Source organism: Chloroflexia bacterium SDU3-3 (genome assembly GCA_009268125.1).
Lineage (GTDB): Bacteria > Chloroflexota > Chloroflexia > Chloroflexales > Roseiflexaceae > SDU3-3.
On record WBOU01000006.1, the window covers coordinates 306,744 to 326,349 of the forward strand.

The window sequence follows — 19,606 nt, forward strand, 5'->3', positions numbered from 1 at the left end:
AAGGGAAACCTTCGTGCCTTCGCGTCTTCGTGGTAACAAATCTTTGGTGAATCAAGAGCGCATCGGCCCTGGCTTAGCGCTGGCGGATCTTGCCGCGCTCGCTGTCCTCGCCGAAGCCCAGCGCGGTGTCGACGATATAGAGCGGGCGGCGCTTTACCTCGTCGTAGATGCGGCCAAGGTACTCGCCGATGATGCCCAGGAAGATCAGCTGCACGCCGCCGAAGAACAGCACCGCCACCAGCGTGGATGCCTGGCCGTAGAAGGCCTGGTCGCCCGCGACGCCCGTCCAGTTGAACAGGCGCAGCACCACCACCACGATCAGGAACAGCAGGCACAGCGCGGCCACGAAAAAGCCAAAGTAGGTGGCCAGCTGCAGCGGCAGGTACGAGAAGGTGGTGATACCATCCATGGCGAGGCGCACCATCTTCTTCATGGAGAACTTGGTCTCGCCCGCCTTGCGCGGGTCGCGGTCGTAGCGGATGCCGGTCTGCTTGAAGCCGACCCACACCGAGAGGCCGCGCATAAAGCGGTTGTACTCGCGCATGGAGATCAGGGCGTCCACCACCTTGCGGTCCATCAGGCGGAACTCGCCGGTGTCCACCGGGATCTCCACGCTGGTGATGCGGGTGATCAGGCGGTAGAAGGTGGAGGCGGTGAACTTCTTGAACCAGGTCTCGCCCGCCCGCTCGGCGCGCTGGGCGTAGATCAGGTCGTAGCCCTCGCGCCACTTCTCGATCAGGCGCGGCAGCACATCCGGCGGGTCTTGCAGGTCGGTGTCCATCACGATGATGGCCTGGCCGCTGGTGTAGTCTAGCCCGGCGGTGAGCGCGGCCTGCAGGCCGAAGTTGCGCGAGAAGTTCACGACCTTGACGCGCGGGTCGCGCTCGTGGATCTCGCGGATGATGCCGGGGGAGCGGTCGCGCGAGCCGTCGTTCACCAGGACGATCTCGAATGGCTCGCCGTGCTGCTCAAGCACCTCGGCCACGCGGGCGCAGAACTCGGCGATCAGCGCCTCTTCGTTGAACACTGGGCCGACCACCGAGATGACCGGACGTTCCTGCGCGTCGGCTTTGCGCTTGTCGGGTGTAGTGTATGTGTCGATCATGTTTCTGTGCTTCCTGGCGCGGCTCACATCGGCGCGCTCCTGGCAGCTATTGTACCATAGCCCTAGCCCGCCACCTCGCGCATCTCCAGCCAGTTCGGCCCCGCCTCTACATCCACACGTAGGTTCACATTCTCCAGCTCGACCGCGCCCTCCATCTGGTCGCGCACCAGCGCTATCGCCTGCTCTAGCTCGGCCTCGGGCACCTCCAGGATCAGCTCGTCGTGCACCTGCAGCAGGATGCGGGTGGCCATGCCGCGCTCGCGGATGGCGCTGTCGACCATGATCATGGCGCGCTTCATGATATCGGCGGCGGTGGCCTGGATAGGCGCGTTGATCGCCTCGCGCTCGGCGGCCTGGCGGCGCGGGCCACTCACCTTCAGCTCGGGCATCGAGCGGCGGCGGCCATACAGCGACTGCACGAAGCCGTCGCGGCGGCCCGCATCCAGCGTCATGTCGATATACTGGCGGATGCCGGGGAACTGCTTGAACATCTGGTCGATCAGGGCCTGGGCCTCGCTGCGGCTCGTGCCGATGCGCGGCGCGAGGCCAAACGAGCTGATACCGTAGATGATGCCAAACACCGTGGTCTTGGCCACGCGGCGCTGGTTGCTGGTCACCTCGGCGGCGGGCACGGCAAACAGCTGAGCGGCGGTGGCGGCGTGGATGTCCTGGCCCTCGTTGAAGGCGGCCACCATGTTCTCATCCTGCGTGATCGAGGCCAGCACGCGCAGCTCGATCTGCGAGTAGTCGGCGGCGACGAACTGGCAGCCCGGGGCGGCCACAAAGCCGCGCCGGATCTCGCGGCCCTCATCGCTGCGGGTGGGGATGTTCTGCAGGTTGGGGTCGTTCGACGACAGGCGGCCCGTGGCCGCGCCGAGCTGGCTGTAGGTGGTGTGGATGCGGCCATCCTCGCTATTCACCAGCTCGGGCAGGGCGTCGACGTAGGTCGACTTGAGCTTGGAGAGCTGGCGGTGCTGGAGGATGAGCGTGATGATGTGGTAGCTGGCGTCGTCGGCGTGGCGGTCGCGCAGCGACTCCATGGCCTGGGCGGTCAGCGAGAACTGGCCGGTCTTGGTCTTCTCCAGCCCTGTGGTGTCCAGCCCCAGCTTGCTGAACAGCACATCGGAGAGCTGCGCGCCCGAGTTGATGTTGAAGGGCATATTGCCGTTGTAGGCGTAGATCTCCTGCTCCAGCGCGGCCATGCGCTCGCCCAGGGTCTTGCCCAGGTTGCGCATGTAGTCGGCGTTGATGCCGATGCCAGCGGCCTCCATGCGCACCAGCACGGGGATGAGCGGCATCTCCAGCTGGTCGAAGATCCAGGCCACCTTGGGCAGCGCGTCGAGCTGCGGGCGCAGCGCCTGGAACAGCCGCAGCGTCATGTCGGCGTCGGCGGCGGCGTAGGGCGTGGCGCGGTCGAGCGGCACCTGGGCGAAGGTGATCTGGCTTTTGCCCTTGCCGATCAGCAGATCGATGTCGGTCATCGGCTCGGGCAGGCGCAGCTCGCTGAAGGCCAGCTCCTTCAGGCCCTTGCGCTTGTCGAGCAGCGCGGCGGCCAGCATGGTGTCGAATGTCACGCCTTCGACCGCCACGCCCGCGTGCAGCAGCAGCTCCACGTCGAACTTGGCGTTGTGGGCATACTTGGGCCTGCTGGCGTCGGCGAAGAAGGGCCGCAGCGCGTCGAGCACCACATCCTTGGGCAGCTGCGGCTCGCCGGTGGTGTGGCCCACCGGGATGTAGGCGCTGGCCCCCGGCTGCGTGGCGATCGAGATGCCCACCAGCGCGCTCTCGAACGGGCGCAGGCCATCCGACTCGGTGTCGAAGGCGAAGCCGGGCGCGGCGGCCAGCTCGGCCAGCAGCGCATCCAGCTGGGGCTGGGTGGTGACGGCGTAGTAGCGCCCGAACATGGCGGGCATGGGGCCAGCGGCCAGCGGCGCGGCCACGCCGCCCACGGCCTCGCCGCTATCGAACATGGCCAGCTGCTGCGGGCCGCTGGGCGTGGGGACGGCGGGGGCGGGCGCGTCGAACATGCTGATCTGGCCATCGGCGCGCGGCGCGGGCGCGGCGGGCAGGTCGCGCACCTCGATGCCAGCGGTGCCGCTGGGCGGCAGGCGCTTGATCAGGCTGGTGCCCATCTCTAGCTCCTGGAACAGGCCCAGCACCGCCGCGCGGTCGTAGCTGCCGATCTCGGTGGCGGCCAGATCTAGCTGCACCGGCGCGTCGCACACGATGGTGGCCAGCTTTTTGGAGAACAGCGCGGCATCCAGCTGGCCCGCCAGCGGCTTGCGATAGCGGTTGGGCACCTCGTCCATGCGCTCGTAGATCTGCTCGACGGTGCCGAACTGGTTCAGCAGCGCGATCGCGCCCGCCTCGCCGATGCCCTTGACACCGGGGATGTTGTCGGAGGTGTCGCCCTTGAGGCCGCGCAGGTCGGCCAGCTGCGTCGGGCGCAGGCCCTTGTAGCGCTCGACCACCGCCGCCTCGTCGTAGATGGTGGTGGTCTTGTTGCCGCGCGCGTAGGGGTTGGCCAGCAGCACCCGCACGTGGTCGTTCACCAGCTGCAGGGTGTCGGTGTCGCCGGTGAGGATGAGCGAGCCGACGTCGGCCTGGGCGGCCTGCACCGAGAGCGTGCCGATCACGTCGTCGGCCTCGAAGCCCTCGGCGGTGTAGATCGGGATGTTCAGCGCCTGCACCGCCTGCTTGATGCGGTCGAGCTGGGGGTGGAACTCCTCGGGGGTCTCGGCGCGGCCCGCCTTGTAGGCGTCGTACATATCGTCGCGGAAGGTGCGCCCGATGTCGAAGGAGACCGCCAGATAGCGCGGGCGGTGCTCCTCGACCGCGCCCAGCATGATCGAGAGGAAGCCGTAAACCGCGTAGGTCGGCTCGCCGGTGGATGCGCGCATGCCTGCCTCGCGCAGGGCGTGGAAGGCGCGGAAGGCCAGGGCGTGGCCATCGATCAGCAGCAGGGTCGGGCGCTCGGTCATCCTCGTCTCTCCTTCTTGTGCGACATCGGCTTGATATTATACGCCGATCCGAACATATGAGCAACAATTCTGGCGGGTAGATCCGTTTGGTACCGCCGCCTAAGAACCTAGCGAAAATCCAGCCTTCACCTCCCACAATCAATCATTTAATACGATTCACATCTCATATATCGCTCATTGTGCAAATATCTTAACCTCAAACAAACATAAAAATTAACATATACCTTTCTATTTACTATAAGTCAAATATATGTAAATAAATAAGCTGTTGACAAATTAATTCCGCCCTATATACTCATTTTACACACTAACAAAACAATAATCAGCGCATCAAGCACCCTTAACCGATCTATAACATGCAATACGGCATGTTTAGATATCGTATTCTTTTCCACACAAGGAGTTCGTATGAAGTTCAGTTGGAAATCGCTCGGCATGGCTGTCGGCGGCCTTGCTATCGTTCTCAGCTCAACCATGACCGCAGCCCCCGCCGTTGCCGCGCCAAGCTATACACCACCGGGCACAGGTACCTACGACGCGCAGCCACCCTCGCAGGCAGGATATGTAACCTACAACACTGCTGACCCAAGCAACCCTGGCTGGGGCACGCTGCTCAACGAGCCGCTGGCAGCGTGGAACACGATTGTGTACGCGACAACACCAGGGAATAGCGTTTCGTTCCAGTTCGCTCCAGAGAGCACATCAATCGGGTTCATGTACTCCATGGCGGCAAACCGAGGTTCTTTTCGGGTTGAGCTTGATGGTCAGACGATTGATCAGATCAATGCCTATGCACCCGAAACCCGACGCCAAGTCATCAAGACATGGCCGGTATCAACTCATAACAGCAACCATGTCATCACTATCTATCTCCTTCCTGGCGCGCCCAATGGCATCATCGATTTTGATGCCTTTATCGTCAACCAAGATGCCGCGCCGGGGTTGACCACAATTGATGACTCGGACACATTGATGCGCACCATTGGCACATGGACTCGTGACACGGCAGCAACTGGCGCAATCAATAACACGCAGACATTCTCACAGACGCCAGGTCAGGTGATCCGGCTCAACTTTACTGGCCCCGAGGTACTCGTATACTTTACCCGCGCCTATAATCGCGGTATTGCCGCAGTGACTATCGATGGGGTAAACTTGGGATATATGGATCAGTATGGGGGTGGTGTAACACGGCAGCAATATCAGCATTTCTCTGTGCCTGCTAATTCCAACACCTACATCCACACGATTACCATTACGGTCAAAGGCACAACAAGCTGCCCTGCCACAAGCGCAACCTGCGGCACCTTTATCGATGTCGATGCCATCCAGGTGCTCCCATACTAGTAGGCCAATTGTCTGATGTTATGCAATTCCCACCCATGATGGAATGGTGGGCACACCCACAGTTGCTAAGCCATCAGATGATCTACATACAGCGCCCAACCGTACTATGCCTGAGCTAGGCAGGTGCCCCACCCCGCCCCGCCCCGCCAACTTGCGCGGCGGGGCAACCTCTGCTATAATCCCATGCGTTGTGCGCCCTCATAGTCTAGCGGCCTAGGACGTCACCCTTTCAAGGTGAAGATCGCGGGTTCGAATCCCGCTGGGGGTACCAGGCGCAGGCGGCCCACCGGACATCCGGTGGGCCGCCTGCTTTTGTGTGCCGCATTGCTACGCTTATCAAAACATCCCGCCCCGATCGAGCCGCACCCCTCGTTTATTTGCTCAGACCCACCTTTCAACCACATAGCCTGTACCGATGTCGGCCTGTACCTATTGACCAGATCAAGACAGGAGGCACCCCATGCGACTCCCCGCATCTGGACACAGCATCACCAATGTGCTGCTCGTGGCCATCCTCGGCGTGCTGCTCACCAGCACGGCCTCGGCCCATCCCGACGCCATCGGCGCGCAGGCGCTGGCGGGCAGCGGATTCACCTACCAGGGCCAGCTGAAGAACGCCAGCGGCCCCGTGACCGCCGCCTGCGACTTCCAGTTCAGCCTGTGGGATGCGGCTAGCTCCGGCGCGCAGCTGGGCGCGACGCAGAACGTGGCCGCCGTGGCCGTGGCCAGCGGCCTGTTCACCGTGCAGCTGAACCAGAGCGGGCAGTTCGGCGGCAGCGCGTTCGACGGGCAGGGCCGCTGGCTGCAGGTGGCGGTCAAGTGCGCTGGCGACGCGGCCTACGCCACGCTCAGCCCGCGCCAGTCGCTCACCCCCGCACCCTACGCGCTGGCGCTGGTGGGGCTGCGCACCGAGCAGAACGAGACCAGCCCCAACATCATCGGCGGCGCGGCGGGCAACGCGGTGGCAGCGGGCGCGGTGGGCGCGACGGTGGCGGGCGGCGGCGAGAGCGGCCAGACCCAGTCTGTGACCGACGACTACGGCACGGTGGGCGGCGGGCGCGGCAACACCGCCGGGAACAGCGGCGGCACCACATCCGACGCGGTGGGGGCCACCGTGGGTGGCGGCGAGGGCAACCGCGCCACGGGGGCCTACGCCACAGTGCCAGGGGGCCTGAGCAACAGCGCGGGCGCGTTCAGCATGGCGGCGGGGCGGCGGGCCAAGGCGCTGAACACCGGCTCGTTCGTGTGGGCCGACAGCACCAACGCCGACTTTTCATCCACGGCGGACAACCAGTTCGCCATCCGCGCCGCCAACGGCATGTTCATCGCCAACGACGCGGGGGGCAGCAAGGTGGTGCCGGTGGGCACGCGCTACCGCGACAACGCCATCGTCGCGTGGGCGCGCGTGAGCGCCGCTGGCGGGCTGGACACCAACTTCAACATCGCGTCGGTGACGCGCATCTCGACGGGGTACTACACCATCGTGCTGGGCAGCTCGCTGAGCAGCGGCTTCAGCCTAGTGCCGGTGGTGACGGTGGAGAGCGACCCGGTGGGCGGGCTGCCGCCGACCGGCACGGCCAATGTGCGCATGGTGGCCACCAACCAGGTGGCGGCGGGCAATACCTTCGACGTGTACATCTACAACGGCAGCGGCGCGCTGGTGGACAACGACTTCCAAGTGCTCGTGACGGGGCGATAGCCATGAAGCGATCACACACGCATATACTGCTGGCGCTGCTGCTGGCCGCGCTGCTGGGCTTGGGCGCATCGCTGGCCCTGGCCGAGGGCGGCTACACGCTCACGTGGCTGACGGTGGATGGCGGGGGCGGGGCCAGCGCTGGGGGCGGCTACGTGCTGGCGGGCACCGCCGGGCAGGCCGACGCCGCCGCGCTGGGCGACGGGGGCTACGCGCTCTCCGGCGGGTTCTGGGGCGGCGCGGCGACAGCGCCCACACCGACAGCCACGCCCACGAGCACGCCCGCCACGCCTACCAGCACGCCCGAACCGGGGCGCACCGTCTACCTGCCGCTGGTGGCGCGCTAGCGCACGCGGCGCACACGAAGCGCGCAATGTGGGCGGGCATGAAGCCCGCCCCTACATCATCGTTTTTCATCGTCCCCCGATGGGCGCGATGCCCCGCCACGGTGTAGGGGCGGGTCTCGTGCCCGCCCGCGCCGTGGCCATCGCATCCATCGACACCATCCCCGATGCATGCAATGTGGGCGGGCATAAAGCCCGCCCCTACATCATCGTTTTTCATCATCCCCCGATGGGCGTAATTCACAATCAGGGCCACGTACTCCTCAGCCAGGGCGCGGGTGCGGCCAAGCTCCTGCTCGCTCATGGGCCTGATCCTAGTGGCGGTGCGGCTCCTCCAGCTGGGCCAGCACCGCCTCGGCGATCGCGCCCAGCGCCGCGACCTGATCGGCGCTGAGCACATCCATCACATACTGGCGCACGGCCTGCTCGTAGTGGCGCTGGGCCTGGGCGGCCAGGGCGCGGCCCTGCGGGGTGATGCGGATGAGCGTGCTGCGGCTGTCCTCGGCGCACTGCTCGCGGGTGAGCAGGCCGCGCTGCTCCATACGCTGGAGCTGGTGCGAGAGGCGGCTCTTCTCCCACGCTAGCCCGCAGCGCAGCGCCAGCGAGCGCATCGACTCGTCGGGCGAGGCGATCAGCACCGTCAGGATCTCGTAGTCGGCCTCGGAGAGGCCGGTGGCGCTGGCGAGATCGCGGCCAAGCCGCCCAGTGAGGCGGGCGCGCATGCGCTGGTAGCTGGCCCAGGCGGCGGCCTGCTGGGGGGTAAGCGGGTGCTTGTTCATGCCCACAGTATAGTTGATATGTCAACCGCATGCTGCTATACTGGTTGATATATCAACCTAAGCAAGGGCACACCGTGATGAACTACGGACATACGCTCGCCTTCGGCACCTTTATCACCCCGCGCAGCGACGCGCCCGAACGCGTGGTGGCGCTGGCCCAGCGCAGCGAGGCGCTGGGCTACAGCCTAGTGAGCTTTCAGGATCACCCCTACCAGCCTGCGCTGCTGGACGCCTGGACGCTGCTGGCCTGGGTCGCCGGGAAGACCGAGCGCATCCAGATCGCGCCGAACGTGCTGAGCATGCCGCTGCGCCAGCCAGCGGTGCTGGCCCGCGCCGCCGCCAGCCTGGACCGCCTGAGCGGCGGGCGGCTGGCGCTGGGGCTGGGCGCGGGCGCGTTCTGGGATGGCATCAAGGCCATGGGTGGCTGGCGGCTGGCCCCCGGCGAGGCCGTGGGCGCGCTGGGCGAGGAGATCGACATCGTGCGCGGCATGCTCGACACCGGCGAGCGCGGGCCGCTGCAGCTGGATGGCGACTACTACGCGGTGGCCGGGGCCGAGCGCGGCCCCGCGCCCGCCCACGACATCCCGATCTGGGTGGGGGCCTACAAACCGCGCATGCTGCGGCTGCTAGCGCAGAAGGCCGACGGCTGGCTGCCCTCGCTGGGCTACATCCAGCCACACGAGATCGCCGCCGCCAACGCCACCATCGACCACGCCGCCCGCGAGGCCGGCCGCGACCCGCGCGAGATCCGGCGGCTGCTGAACATCTCGGGCCAGTTCACCGCGCAGCGCGGCGGCTTCCTGAAGGGCACGAGCCAGCAGTGGGTGGAAGACCTGCTGCCGCTGGTGGTGGAGCACGGCATCAGCACGCTCATCCTGATGGCCGACGACGTCGAGGTGATGGAGCAGTTTATGGCCGAGGTGGCCCCGCCGCTGCGCGAGGCCGCGCTAGCCGCAGCGCCCCAGGGCGCGGCGGGGCCGGTGCGGCGGGCGGCGGCGCTGGCCAAGCGGCGGCAGGGCATCGACTACGACCGCATCCCCGCCGCGCTGCGCGAGGCCGCCGTGGAGCCGGGCGACATCGCCTTCGCCCGCGTGCGATCTACCTACATGCGGCGCGGTGCGCCGGGGCTGGTGCTGCGGCCCAGCACGCCCGACCAGGTGGCGCAGGCGCTGGCCTTCGCCCGCACGCAGCAGGGCGTGCCGCTAGGCATCCGCAGCGGCGGCCACGGCATCAGCGGGCGCTCCACCAACGACGGCGGGATTATCATCAGCCTCGACCAGATGAACAGCATCGAGGTGATCGACCGCGCCGCGCGGCGGGTGCGGCTCGGCCCGGCGGCGCGCTGGATGGATGTGGCCGCCGCGCTGGAGCCGTACGGCTGGGCGATCAGCTCGGGCGACTATGGCGGGGTGGGCGTGGGCGGGCTGGCCACGGCGGGCGGCATCGGCTGGATGGCGCGCAAGCACGGCCTGACCATCGACCACGTGCGCGCCGTGGATGTGGTGCTGGCCGACGGCAGCCAGGTGCGGGCCAGCCAGCGCGAGAACCCCGACCTATTCTGGGCCATGCGCGGCGCGGGCGCGAACTTCGGCATCGCCACCGCCTTCGAGCTAGAGGCCGACGCGGTGGGGCGGGTGGGCTGGGCGCAGCTGGTGATGGACGCCAGCGACACGGCGGGTCTGCTGCAGCGCTGGGGCGCGGCGGTGGAGGCCGCCCCGCGCGACCTGACCAGCGCGATCATCCTCGGCCCGCCCCGGCGCGGCCAGCCGCCGATCGCTCAGGTGATGGCCATGGTCGACTCGGACGACCCCGACACGATCATCCGCCAGCTCCAGCCGCTGGCCGACATCGCCCCGATGTACGACCAGAGCGTGGTGCTCACATCGTACGCCAGCGTGATGGCCAACGCCGACCCCGCCGACCACGACGGCCAGGGCGAGCCGCTGGGGCGGGCCGGGCTGCTGGGCCAGATCACGCCCGCGTTCGCCGCCGACGCCGCGCGGCTGCTGCAGAGCGGCGTGGTCTACTTCTTCCACATCCGCGCGCTGGGCGGCGCGGTGGCCGACGTGCCCGCCGAGGCCACGGCCTACGCCCACCGCCAGGCCAACTTCTCGGTAAACGCGTTTGGCACCAGCAGGCTGCGGCTGGATGCGCTGTGGGATGGCATGGCGAGGCACTTTCAGGGGCTGTACCTCAACTTTGAGACCGACCTGCGGCCCGAACGCGTGGCCGAGGCCTTCCCGCCCGCCACGCTGGCCCGGCTGCGCGACCTGAAGCGCCGCTACGACCCCGAGAACGTGTTCCGCGACAACTTCAACATTGCACCGCAGCAGGAAGGGGCGTGACGCCATGGGCGACTATGGGCACGAGCTGCAGTTTGGCAGCTTTATCACACCGGCGGCGCAGCCCGCCAGCCGCGCCGTCGAGCTAGCGATCGCATCCGAGCAGGCCGGGCTGGATCTGGTCACGTTCCAAGACCACCCCTACCAGGGCAAGTTCTACGACACATGGACGCTGCTGGCCTACGTGGCCTCGCGCACCAGCCGCATCCGCGTGGCGGGCAACGTGCTGAACCTGCCGCTGCGCCAGCCCGCCGTGCTGGCCCGCGCCGCCGCCAGCCTCGACCTGCTGAGCGGTGGGCGCTTCGAGATGGGTCTGGGCGCGGGCGCGTTCTGGGATGGCATCGCAGCCATGGGCGGCGACCGCCTGACGGCTGGCGAGTCGATCGCGGCGCTGGAGGAGGCGATGGCGATCATGCGGCAGATCTGGGATGTGGGCCAGCCAGGCGGCGTGCGCGTGGATGGCGGGCGCTACCACGTGGTCGGGGCCAAGCGCGGGCCTGCGCCCGCCCACCCGATCGGCATCTGGCTGGGGGCCTACAAGCCGCGCATCCTGCGGCTCACGGGCCGCGCCGCCGACGGCTGGCTGCCCTCGCTGGCCTACCTGCCCGGCGGCCTGCCCGACCTGGAGGCCATGAACGGGCATATCGACGCGGGCGCGGCGGCGGCGGGGCGCGACCCGCGCGGCATCCGGCGTATGCTGAACATCGCGGGGCAGTTCAGCCGCGAGCCGCGCGGGCTGCTGGCCGGGCCGCCCGACATGTGGGCCAGCCAGCTGGCCGACGCCGCGCTGACCTACGGCATCAGCACCTTCATCCTGGCGGTGGGCGACGAGGCGACCATCGAGCTGTTCGCCAGCGAGGTGGCACCGGCCACGCGAGCGCTGGTGCGGGCCGCTCGCGCCTCCTAGGGCGGCAGAATAGCCACCACCACGCCCAGCGCGGCGGCACGCCAAGCACGTGCCGCCGCACTTTTTTCTCAAAAAATACTGCTTGACAAAAACAAAAGGGTACTCTATATTTATTTCATTCAGTGAATGAAATAAAGAAAAGCGCGACGATGAGCTACACCCAGAAAACCGACCGCCTGCTGATGAAGCAATCCAACCAGCGCATGGTGCTGCAGATCATCCAGGGCAGCGGGCCGATCTCGCGGCGCGACATCGCGCAGCAGTCGGGGCTCAGCCCGGCGGCGGTGTCCGGCATCACCGCCGGCCTGATCGAGAGCGGCCTGGTGCAGGAGGTGGGCGAGACCGAGGAGAGCGGGCGGGCCGGGCGCAGGGCCATCCTGCTGCGGCTGAACCCGCAGGCGGGCTTCGTGGTGGGCGTCAAGCTCGCCATGCACTCGATCGACTGCGTGGTGACCGACCTCGACGCCACGGTGCTGCACAGCACCAGCGCGCCGCTGGCCTTCAGCGCCGCCCCCGACGACATCCGCGCCCGCTACGCGCCCGACGAGATGATCCGCATGACCATCGCGGCAGTCGAGCAGATCCTGGCGGCGGCGGCCATCCCGCCCGAGCAGATCCTGGGCATCGGCATCGGGGTGAACGGGATCGTGGATGCGGCGTTGGGCGTCTGCCGCTCGGCCCCGCACTTCGGCTGGCGCGAGGTGGCCCTGGCCGCGCCAATCGCCGCGCGCTTCGGCATCCCCGTCTCGCTGGAGAACGACTCGCGCACGCTGGCGATCGCCGAGCAGTGGTTTGGCGCTGGGCGCGGCGTCGATCACTTCGTGGGCATCTCGGTGGGCTACGGCATCGGCTCGGGCATCGTGAGCAACGGGCGGGTCTACCGGGGCGCGCACGGCGGCGCTGGCGAGTTCGGCCACATGGCGCTGCTGCCGGGCGGGCCGCTGTGCACCTGCGGCAAACGCGGCTGCCTTGAGGCGCTGGCGGGCGAGCGCGGCATCCTGGCCGCTGTGGCCGAGGCGCTGGCCCAGGGCGAGCCGAGCGCGCTGGCCCAGGCCCAGCCGCCCACGCTGGACGCGGTGGCCGCCGCCGCCGACGCGGGCGACGCCCTAGCCCGCCGCGTGCTGGCCGAGGCCGGGCGCTGGCTGGGCGTGGGCATCGCCAACCTGATCAATATGCTGAACCCGCAGCGCCTGGTGATCAACGGCGAGGTGGTGCGCTGCGGCGACTGGTACTTCGGCCCCATGCGCCAGTCCATCCTAGCCAGCGCCTTCGACGGGCTGGCCGACGACCTCGACATCCAGATCGCGCCCAGCGGCGACATCGTGTGGGCGCGCGGCGCAGCCTGCGTGGTGCTCAGCGAGCTATTCACCGCGCCGATACCACGAGACAACTAGCCAACACAGCACACACTCAGCGCGGAGTTCTGCCTATGCACCACCCCACCTAACCTCAGCCACACCCAGCCGCCACCGGCCACGCAGCACCGCACCTACGCCACCCGGCGCTGGGCCGCCGCCGCATACCTTTCGCCAGCAAAAACAGAGCGCATCGCTGCGCACATAGCCGATTTCAACGACACGAAAAGGAGACCCACGATGGATCACAACCACAGCTCGCGGCGCGCATTCCTGAAGACCATGGGCGGCATGGGCGGCGCATCGCTGCTGCTCGCGGCCTGCGGCGGCGGCCAGAGCGCCACCACCGCCACCGTAGCCCCCGCCGAGGGCGGCGCAGCGACCAGCGCGCCCAGCGCTGGCGGCCAGGTCAAGCTGCACTTCCTGAGCGCTCAGGTGGAGAACGCGGGCTACACCGGCGTGATCGGCGCGCTCAGCAAAGAGTTCCAGCAGCAGAACCCCAGCGCGGTGTACGAGTACGAGCAGTCGCCGCAGACCGATGTGGAGCAGAAGATCCAGCTGCTGGTGGCCAGCAACAGCCTGCCGCTGCTGTTCGTCTCGCCCGCCACCGGCACCATGAACGAGATCGCCAAAAAGGGCCTCTCGGTCAACGTCGAGCAGACCTTCAAAGAGCTGGGCATCTTCGACACGATCAAGCCGGTGGCGGCGGATCTGGTGCGCAAGATCGGCGGCGGCAGCATGAATGTGCTGCCCACCGAGCTGAACATCGAGGGTATCTGGTACAACAAGCAGATCTTCGCCGAGAACGGCCTGAGCGTGCCCGCCACCTGGGACGACATGGCCAAGGCCGCCGAGGCGCTGAGCGCCAAGGGCATCCAGCCCTTCGCAGCCTCGGGCGAGCAGGGCTGGCCGCTGACGCGCCTGATCGGCGGCTACGCGGTGCGCAAGTACGGCGCGGATGTGATGGAGCGCGTGGCCAAGGGCGAGCTGAAGCTGACCGACGCCGGTTTTGTGGAGGCCGCCAAGGCCGTGCAGGATCTGGGCACCAAGGGCTACTTCGGCGAGGGCGTCAGCACAGTGGACTACGACACCGCCACCGACCTGTTCCTGCAGGGCAAGGCCGCCATGTTCTACATGGGCAGCTGGGTGGTGGGCGACTTCAACAACGCCGAGCGCAACCAGATCGGCGCGGAGAACATCGGCTTCTTCAACACCCCCACGGTGGCGGGCGGCGCGGGCAGCGCCGACGACTGGTCGATGAACACCGGCCTACCTATCGCCATCGGCCAGGCCGAGTACAGCAAGAACCCCGAGCTGGTGGGCAAGTGGCTCACCTACGTGTTCAAGGCGTTTGGCGAGCGCGCCCTGAAGGATCAGGGCCTGATCACAGGCTTCACCGTGGCCAGCATGCCCAGCGACGTGCCCGCGCTCACCAACCTGGTGCAGCAGACCATCGACAGCGCGAAAAACGCCTTCCTCTACTTCGAGGGCTACTTCGCGGGCGAGGCCCAGACCACATCGTACAAGAACGTGCAGCTGCTGGTGACGGGCGACATGAGCGCCGAGGACTTTGTGGCCAGCATCCAGCAGGCGCTGGAGAAGTAGCGGCGCGGCCAGGCCGGGCGGGTGCCACGCTGCGCCCGCCCCTAGCGACAGGAGCTTCCCCTATGGACCGCGTGCTACGCGACCGCCGCGCCATCCTGGTGTTTATCGGGCCAGCGCTGCTGCTCTACACCCTGGTGCTGCTCATCCCGATCGTGTGGTCGGTCGGCTACACCTTCTTTGAAGGCTCGCCCGTGAGCGGGTTCCGCTTCAACGGTATCACAAATTATGTCGAGCTTGTCGGCGACGCCAAGTTCTGGCAGGCGCTGTGGTTCAGCACGCAGTACGCGGCGGTGGTCACCAGCGGCCAGGTGGTGCTGGGCCTGCTGCTGGCGCTGCTGTTCCACTTCTACCTCAAGCGCGGCTCGTCCATCGTGCGCACGCTGGTGTTCTTCCCCGTGGTGCTGCCCACCGTGGCGGTGGCGGCGATCTTCAGCAAGCTGTTCGCGATCGCCCCGCAGTACGGCCTGGTGAACGCGCTGATCGACCTGTTCATGGGCAAAGAGGCGGTGGTCTCGTGGCTGGGGCGCGGCGGCTCGGCCTTCTGGGTGATCGCGATCATGGACATCTGGCGGGCCATGGGCTTCTACGCCGTCATCCTCTACGCCGGGCTGCTCGACATCCCCAGCGACGTGCTGGAGGCGGCCAGCCTGGATGGCGCGAAGGGCTGGCGGCTGGTGCAGTTCATCATCATCCCGCTCATCCTGCCCATCCTGATCTCGTCGCTGATCTTCAGCCTGAACGGCACGCTGAAGGTGTTCGACTCGATTGTGGCGCTCACCAACGGCGGGCCGGGCAGCGCCACCACGCCGCTGACACTCTACATGTACCGCTCGGCGTTCACCAACAACGCCTACGGCTACGGCAGCACGGTGGCGGTGATGCTGGCGATCTACTGCCTGATCGTGTCGCTGGTGGCCTACCGCGTGACGCGGAATAACGCATAAGGAGACGAACTATGGCAACCGCATCACGCGCCATGGGCGCGGCAGCCCCGGCCACGCGGCGGCGGCTGAAGCTTGGATCGGTGCTGGTGGGCGGCCTGATCGCGCTGCTGCTGGTCATCCAGCTCTACCCGATCATCTGGCTGCTGCTCTCGTCGGTGAAAGCGCCCAAGGAGTTCAACCTGCGCCCGATCTACGCGCTGCCCGAGGGCTTCTACTGGCAGAACTATGCCGACGCCTGGACGCGCGGCAACATGAGCACCTACTTCCGCAACAGCATCATCGTCACCATCCCCTCGCTGGCGCTGATCATCCTGGCCAGCGTGGCGGCGGCCTTCGCGCTGGAGATCATGCGCTGGCGGCTGCAGAAGCTGGCGCTGATGACCTTTCTGGTCGGCATCATGGTGCCCATGCAGATCGTGATCCTGCCGCTGTTTACCATCTACTACAACCTGCACCTGATCAACAACCTGCTTGGTCTCATCCTCACCTACACCGCCTTCGGGCTGCCGCTCACGGTCTTCCTGTTCTCGGGCTACATCAAGCCCATCCCACTGGAGGTGATCGAGTCGGCGGTGGTGGATGGCGCGAACATCTACCAGGTGTTCTTCCGGATCGTCATCCCCATGCTCATGAACGCGATTGTAACGGTGGCGCTAGTGCAGTTCTTCTTCATCTGGAACGACCTGGTGCTGTCGATGACCTTTGTGAACGAGACCAGCCTGCGCACCATCCAGACCGGCCTGCTGAACTTCGTGGGCCAGTACGGCCAGCGCCAGTGGGGGCCGACCTTCGCGGGCATCGCGATGGCCGTCATCCCCATCCTGGTCATCTACATGCTGATGAACAACCTGGTCATCCGTGGGCTGACCAGCGGCGCGGTGAAGGGCTAGCGGCGCGACTGTTAGAAGGTTTTTCCTATGTCTGAACCAATCACCCCGCACGATTTCCCCGCGATCCGCTGGCGCGGCCAGTGGGTGTGGGTGCCCGAGGAGCCAGTGCGGCCCAGCGGGTTCTGGCAGGCCGACCCCAGGCCGCCGCGCGAGCGCCACGGGCTGTTCCGCCGCAGCTTCTGGCTGGATGCGCCGCCCCAGCGCGCCCCGGCCCGCATCAGCGCCGACGCGCGCTACGCCCTGTGGGTGAACGGCCACGAGCTGGCGCGCGGCCCCATCCGCAGCCAGCCGCGCCGCATGCACTACGACATGGCCGACCTCGCGCCGCTGCTGCGCCAGGGCGAGAACGTGGTGGCGATCTACGTCAAGCACTACGGCCAGGCCACCTCGTTCTGGATGCCAGCAAAGCCCAACAACACACTGGGCGGCACCGGCGCGCTGGTGTTCGAGGCCGACCTGGGCGCGGCGGGCTGGCTGGCCACCGACAGCACCTGGAAGGCCCAGCTGGCCAGCGCCTGGGGCGAGGGCGGGCGCGACGGCACCGACCACGGCGGCGGCGTGCCGGTGGAGGTGTTCGACGCGCGGCTGCTGGCCCACAGCTGGCGCGGCCTGGGCTTTGACGACAGCAGCTGGGGCCAGGCCCAGCCCATCCCGGCCATGCACGTGGGCGGCTTCGCCCGCGCCCAGCCCCCCGCCGACCCCTACGGCGCGCTGCTGCCGCGCCCGTTCGGCCAGCTGGGCGGCCAGCTGCGGCAGCCCGCAGCGGCCAGCGTGGCCCTCGGCCCGCAGCCCACGCAGGCGGGCGGCCCCATAGCCCAGCTCCAAGCGGCGCTGGCGCTGCCCTTCGGCGCGGCGCAGGCGGCGGAGCTGCCGCTGGAGCTGGAGCTACCGCCCGGGCGGGCGGCGCTGGTGGTGATCGACATGGGCCGCGTGGTCTCGGGGCTGGTCGGCTTCGCGCTGGATGCCCCGGCGGGCACCACGCTCGACCTCTCCTACGCCGAGGAGCCGCTGGCGGCCAGCATCAGCATGGACAAGATGCGCGCCGGGACGCGCTACACTGCGCGCGGCCACCACGACGCGTTCGAGCTGTTCGACTCGAACGGCTTCCGCTACGCCTACGCGCTGATCGGCGGGGGCGGGCGGGTGGCGCTGCGCAGCTTCGGCGTGCGCGAGCGGCTCTACCCCTGGCAGGGTGAGGCCAGCTTCACCTGCGACGACGAGGAGCTGAACCGCATCTACCGCGCGGGGCTGCGCACCGTGCAGGTATGCTCGCACGACGCGCTGATCGACTGCCCGACCCGCGAGCAGCGCGCGTGGGTGGGCGACGCGGTGGTGCACCAGATGGTGCACCTGGCCACCAACGCCGACTGGCGGCTGGCCTGGCACTACCTGGCCATGGCCGACTCGCCGCGCCCCGACGGGCTGCTGCCCATGACGGTGGTGGGCGACATCGAGGCCAGCGGGATGTACAGCATCCCCAGCTGGTCGCTGCACTGGCTGCACGGGCTGCACGCCCTGATGCGCTTCGGCGGCGACCGCGAGGCCGCGCAGGCCCGCATGCCCACCGCCGAGCGGGTGCTGCGCTGGTTCCTGCCCTTCCAAGATGCCAGCGGCGTGCTGCGCGATGTGACCGAGTGGGGCCTGATCGACTGGGCCAGCATCTCGACCGAGGACGCCAGCGCCGCGCTGACCGCGCTGTGGGCCAGGGGCCTGCGCGAGTTCGCCGAGCTGGCGGGCTGGCTGGGCGACCACGGGCGGCGGCGCTGGGCCGAGCAGGCCTACGGGCGGGTGCGCGAGGGCTTCGAGCAGTTCTGGGACGCGCGGCGCGGCTGCTACTGCGACCACATGCTGGGCGCGGCGCTCCAGCCTGCGGTCAGCCAGCTGCCGGGGGCGCTGGCGATTGTGGCGGGGCTGGCCCCGCAGGAGCGCTGGGGCCAGATCGTGGCGGCGATCACCGACCCGGCGCGGCTGGCGGTGCGCTCGTGGATGGGCAACGGCGCAGGCGAGCAGTCCATGGAGCGCTGGCAGGCCCAGGTGGAGCGCGGCGAGTACACCATCACGTGGGATGTGGAGCGCGAGATCGTGCTGGCCGAGCCTTTCATGAGCTACGTGGTGCACGACGCGGTGGCGCTGGCGGGCCAGGCCGACAGGCTGCCCGCCATGTACCGCCGCTGGTCGCAGTTCCTAGCGGGCGGCTACGACACGCTGGGCGAGTGCTGGGACTTCGGAACCCACGCCCACGGCTGGAGCAGCACACCCACCCGCGACATGGTGTTCTACACGCTGGGCATCACGCCCGCCAAGCCCGGCTACGCCCACGCCCGCGTCGCGCCGCGCCTAGGCGGGCTGGCCTGGGCCAGAGGCAGCGCGCCCACACCCCACGGCCCCATCCACGTGGCGGTCGACCGCGAGCGGGTGGCGGTGGACTCGCCGGTGCCGTTCACGCTCGACCTGCCCGGCCAGCCGCCGCTGGAGCTGCCCGCTGGCCAGCATGAGAGAACGTATTAACCACGAAGAACCGAAGGCACGAAGGGAAAACCGTTTACCACCAAGACACCAAGACACCAAGGGGAAGAGAACCTATTTACCACGAAGACCCGAAGGCGCGAAGGGAAAAAGAACCATCTACTACCAAGACGCCAAGACACTAAGGAAAGAAAAGTCATAGAAAAAAGCGCGGGGCCAAGCCCTACCCGCCCGGCCCATGCGGCGAAGGTGCCACTCACGCAAACTGGCCATATGCACGAACACTAGCCGCCAGGGAACGGCATCGGAACGCTCAACATTGGGGGTTCGAAGGGCGTAACACCTTCACATGGCGTCACTTTGCCGAGCAAGGCATTGGGGTGCGGCACGCGGAACCAACCCGCCTACCGGGACATGACCGCTGGTTGTCACGGGGAGCAGGTAGTCATACGCACGACGGAATCATTGCCGTAGGGGCGGACCTGGTGTCCGCCCGCGCCGTGGTCATCGTGCCCATCGGAGGATCGTTCGATGATGTCGATGCTCACGGCGAGGGGCGCATCGGAACGCGCCGTGTTCATCGAGTGGGGTCGCGATGCGGGCGGCGCATGGCGATGGGGCGGACACCAGGTCCGCCCCTACACCCGTTGTGGGGCATTGCGACCATCGGGTCGGATACGATGACGGCAATGCAGTGCATCGGCAAACGATCATGCATGGGTGCCAAAAAAGCCTTGAAACGTGGTACAACGTGACACCTGTTGAGGGCTGGCCCCCGGACGCCGCCCGCGCAGGGCACACACCCACCAAACAAGAGGGATCGTCTTACCGCGAAGGGGAGAGGG

The 19,606-nt window shown here is 67.6% G+C and carries 12 protein-coding genes, 1 tRNA gene and 1 pseudogene; 11 read left to right on the plus strand and 3 right to left on the minus strand.

Annotated elements, in window-relative coordinates:
• Positions 1–73 precede the first annotated feature (73 nt).
• A complete protein-coding gene (locus tag F8S13_12470) occupies positions 74–1,105 on the minus strand; it encodes a glycosyltransferase family 2 protein (protein KAB8143046.1) in 1,032 nt (343 codons plus the stop codon).
• Between the two features lie 62 nt (positions 1,106–1,167).
• On the minus strand, positions 1,168–4,086 hold the full coding sequence (gene polA, locus F8S13_12475; protein ID KAB8143047.1) for a DNA polymerase I: 2,919 nt from the start codon (positions 4,084–4,086) through the stop codon (positions 1,168–1,170).
• A 408-nt stretch (positions 4,087–4,494) separates the two neighbouring features.
• Here polA and F8S13_12480 point away from each other — a divergent pair, with 408 nt between their 5' ends.
• From F8S13_12480 to F8S13_12495, 4 genes and pseudogenes are all read left to right on the plus strand, one after another.
• Entirely contained in the window at positions 4,495–5,433 is a 939-nt protein-coding gene (locus F8S13_12480) for a hypothetical protein (GenBank protein ID KAB8143048.1), read from the plus strand.
• A 194-nt stretch (positions 5,434–5,627) separates the two neighbouring features.
• Positions 5,628–5,704, plus strand: a tRNA-Glu gene (locus F8S13_12485).
• 189 nt (positions 5,705–5,893) lie between these two features.
• A complete protein-coding gene (locus F8S13_12490) occupies positions 5,894–7,132 on the plus strand; it encodes a hypothetical protein (protein ID KAB8143049.1) in 1,239 nt (412 codons plus the stop codon).
• Positions 7,133–7,134: 2 nt separating this feature from the next.
• Positions 7,135–7,368: pseudogene (locus tag F8S13_12495) on the plus strand (hypothetical protein).
• A 419-nt stretch (positions 7,369–7,787) separates the two neighbouring features.
• Here the strand turns inward: F8S13_12495 and F8S13_12500 are convergent.
• Positions 7,788–8,252 carry a winged helix DNA-binding protein gene (locus F8S13_12500; protein ID KAB8143050.1) on the minus strand — a complete coding sequence of 155 codons (465 nt, stop codon included), beginning with the start codon at positions 8,250–8,252 and terminating at the stop codon, positions 7,788–7,790.
• A 77-nt stretch (positions 8,253–8,329) separates the two neighbouring features.
• Between F8S13_12500 and F8S13_12505 the strand changes: the two genes are divergently transcribed.
• From F8S13_12505 to F8S13_12535, 7 genes are all read left to right on the plus strand, one after another.
• A complete protein-coding gene (locus F8S13_12505; GenBank protein KAB8143051.1) occupies positions 8,330–10,597 on the plus strand; it encodes an LLM class flavin-dependent oxidoreductase in 2,268 nt (755 codons plus the stop codon).
• Positions 10,598–10,601: 4 nt separating this feature from the next.
• Positions 10,602–11,501, plus strand: coding sequence for an LLM class flavin-dependent oxidoreductase (locus F8S13_12510; protein KAB8143052.1), 900 nt, complete (start codon positions 10,602–10,604; stop codon positions 11,499–11,501).
• 149 nt (positions 11,502–11,650) lie between these two features.
• A complete protein-coding gene (locus F8S13_12515) occupies positions 11,651–12,895 on the plus strand; it encodes an ROK family transcriptional regulator (protein ID KAB8143053.1) in 1,245 nt (414 codons plus the stop codon).
• A 201-nt stretch (positions 12,896–13,096) separates the two neighbouring features.
• Positions 13,097–14,461, plus strand: a complete 1,365-nt coding sequence (locus tag F8S13_12520) for an extracellular solute-binding protein (protein ID KAB8143054.1) — start codon at positions 13,097–13,099, stop codon at positions 14,459–14,461.
• Positions 14,462–14,523: 62 nt separating this feature from the next.
• Complete coding sequence (locus F8S13_12525) at positions 14,524–15,405, plus strand: sugar ABC transporter permease (protein ID KAB8143055.1); 882 nt, start codon at positions 14,524–14,526, stop codon at positions 15,403–15,405.
• A 32-nt stretch (positions 15,406–15,437) separates the two neighbouring features.
• Positions 15,438–16,295, plus strand: coding sequence for a carbohydrate ABC transporter permease (locus tag F8S13_12530; GenBank protein KAB8143151.1), 858 nt, complete (start codon positions 15,438–15,440; stop codon positions 16,293–16,295).
• A 27-nt stretch (positions 16,296–16,322) separates the two neighbouring features.
• On the plus strand, positions 16,323–18,803 hold the full coding sequence (locus tag F8S13_12535) for a Bacterial alpha-L-rhamnosidase (protein ID KAB8143056.1): 2,481 nt from the start codon (positions 16,323–16,325) through the stop codon (positions 18,801–18,803).
• Positions 18,804–19,606: the final 803 nt, after the last annotated feature.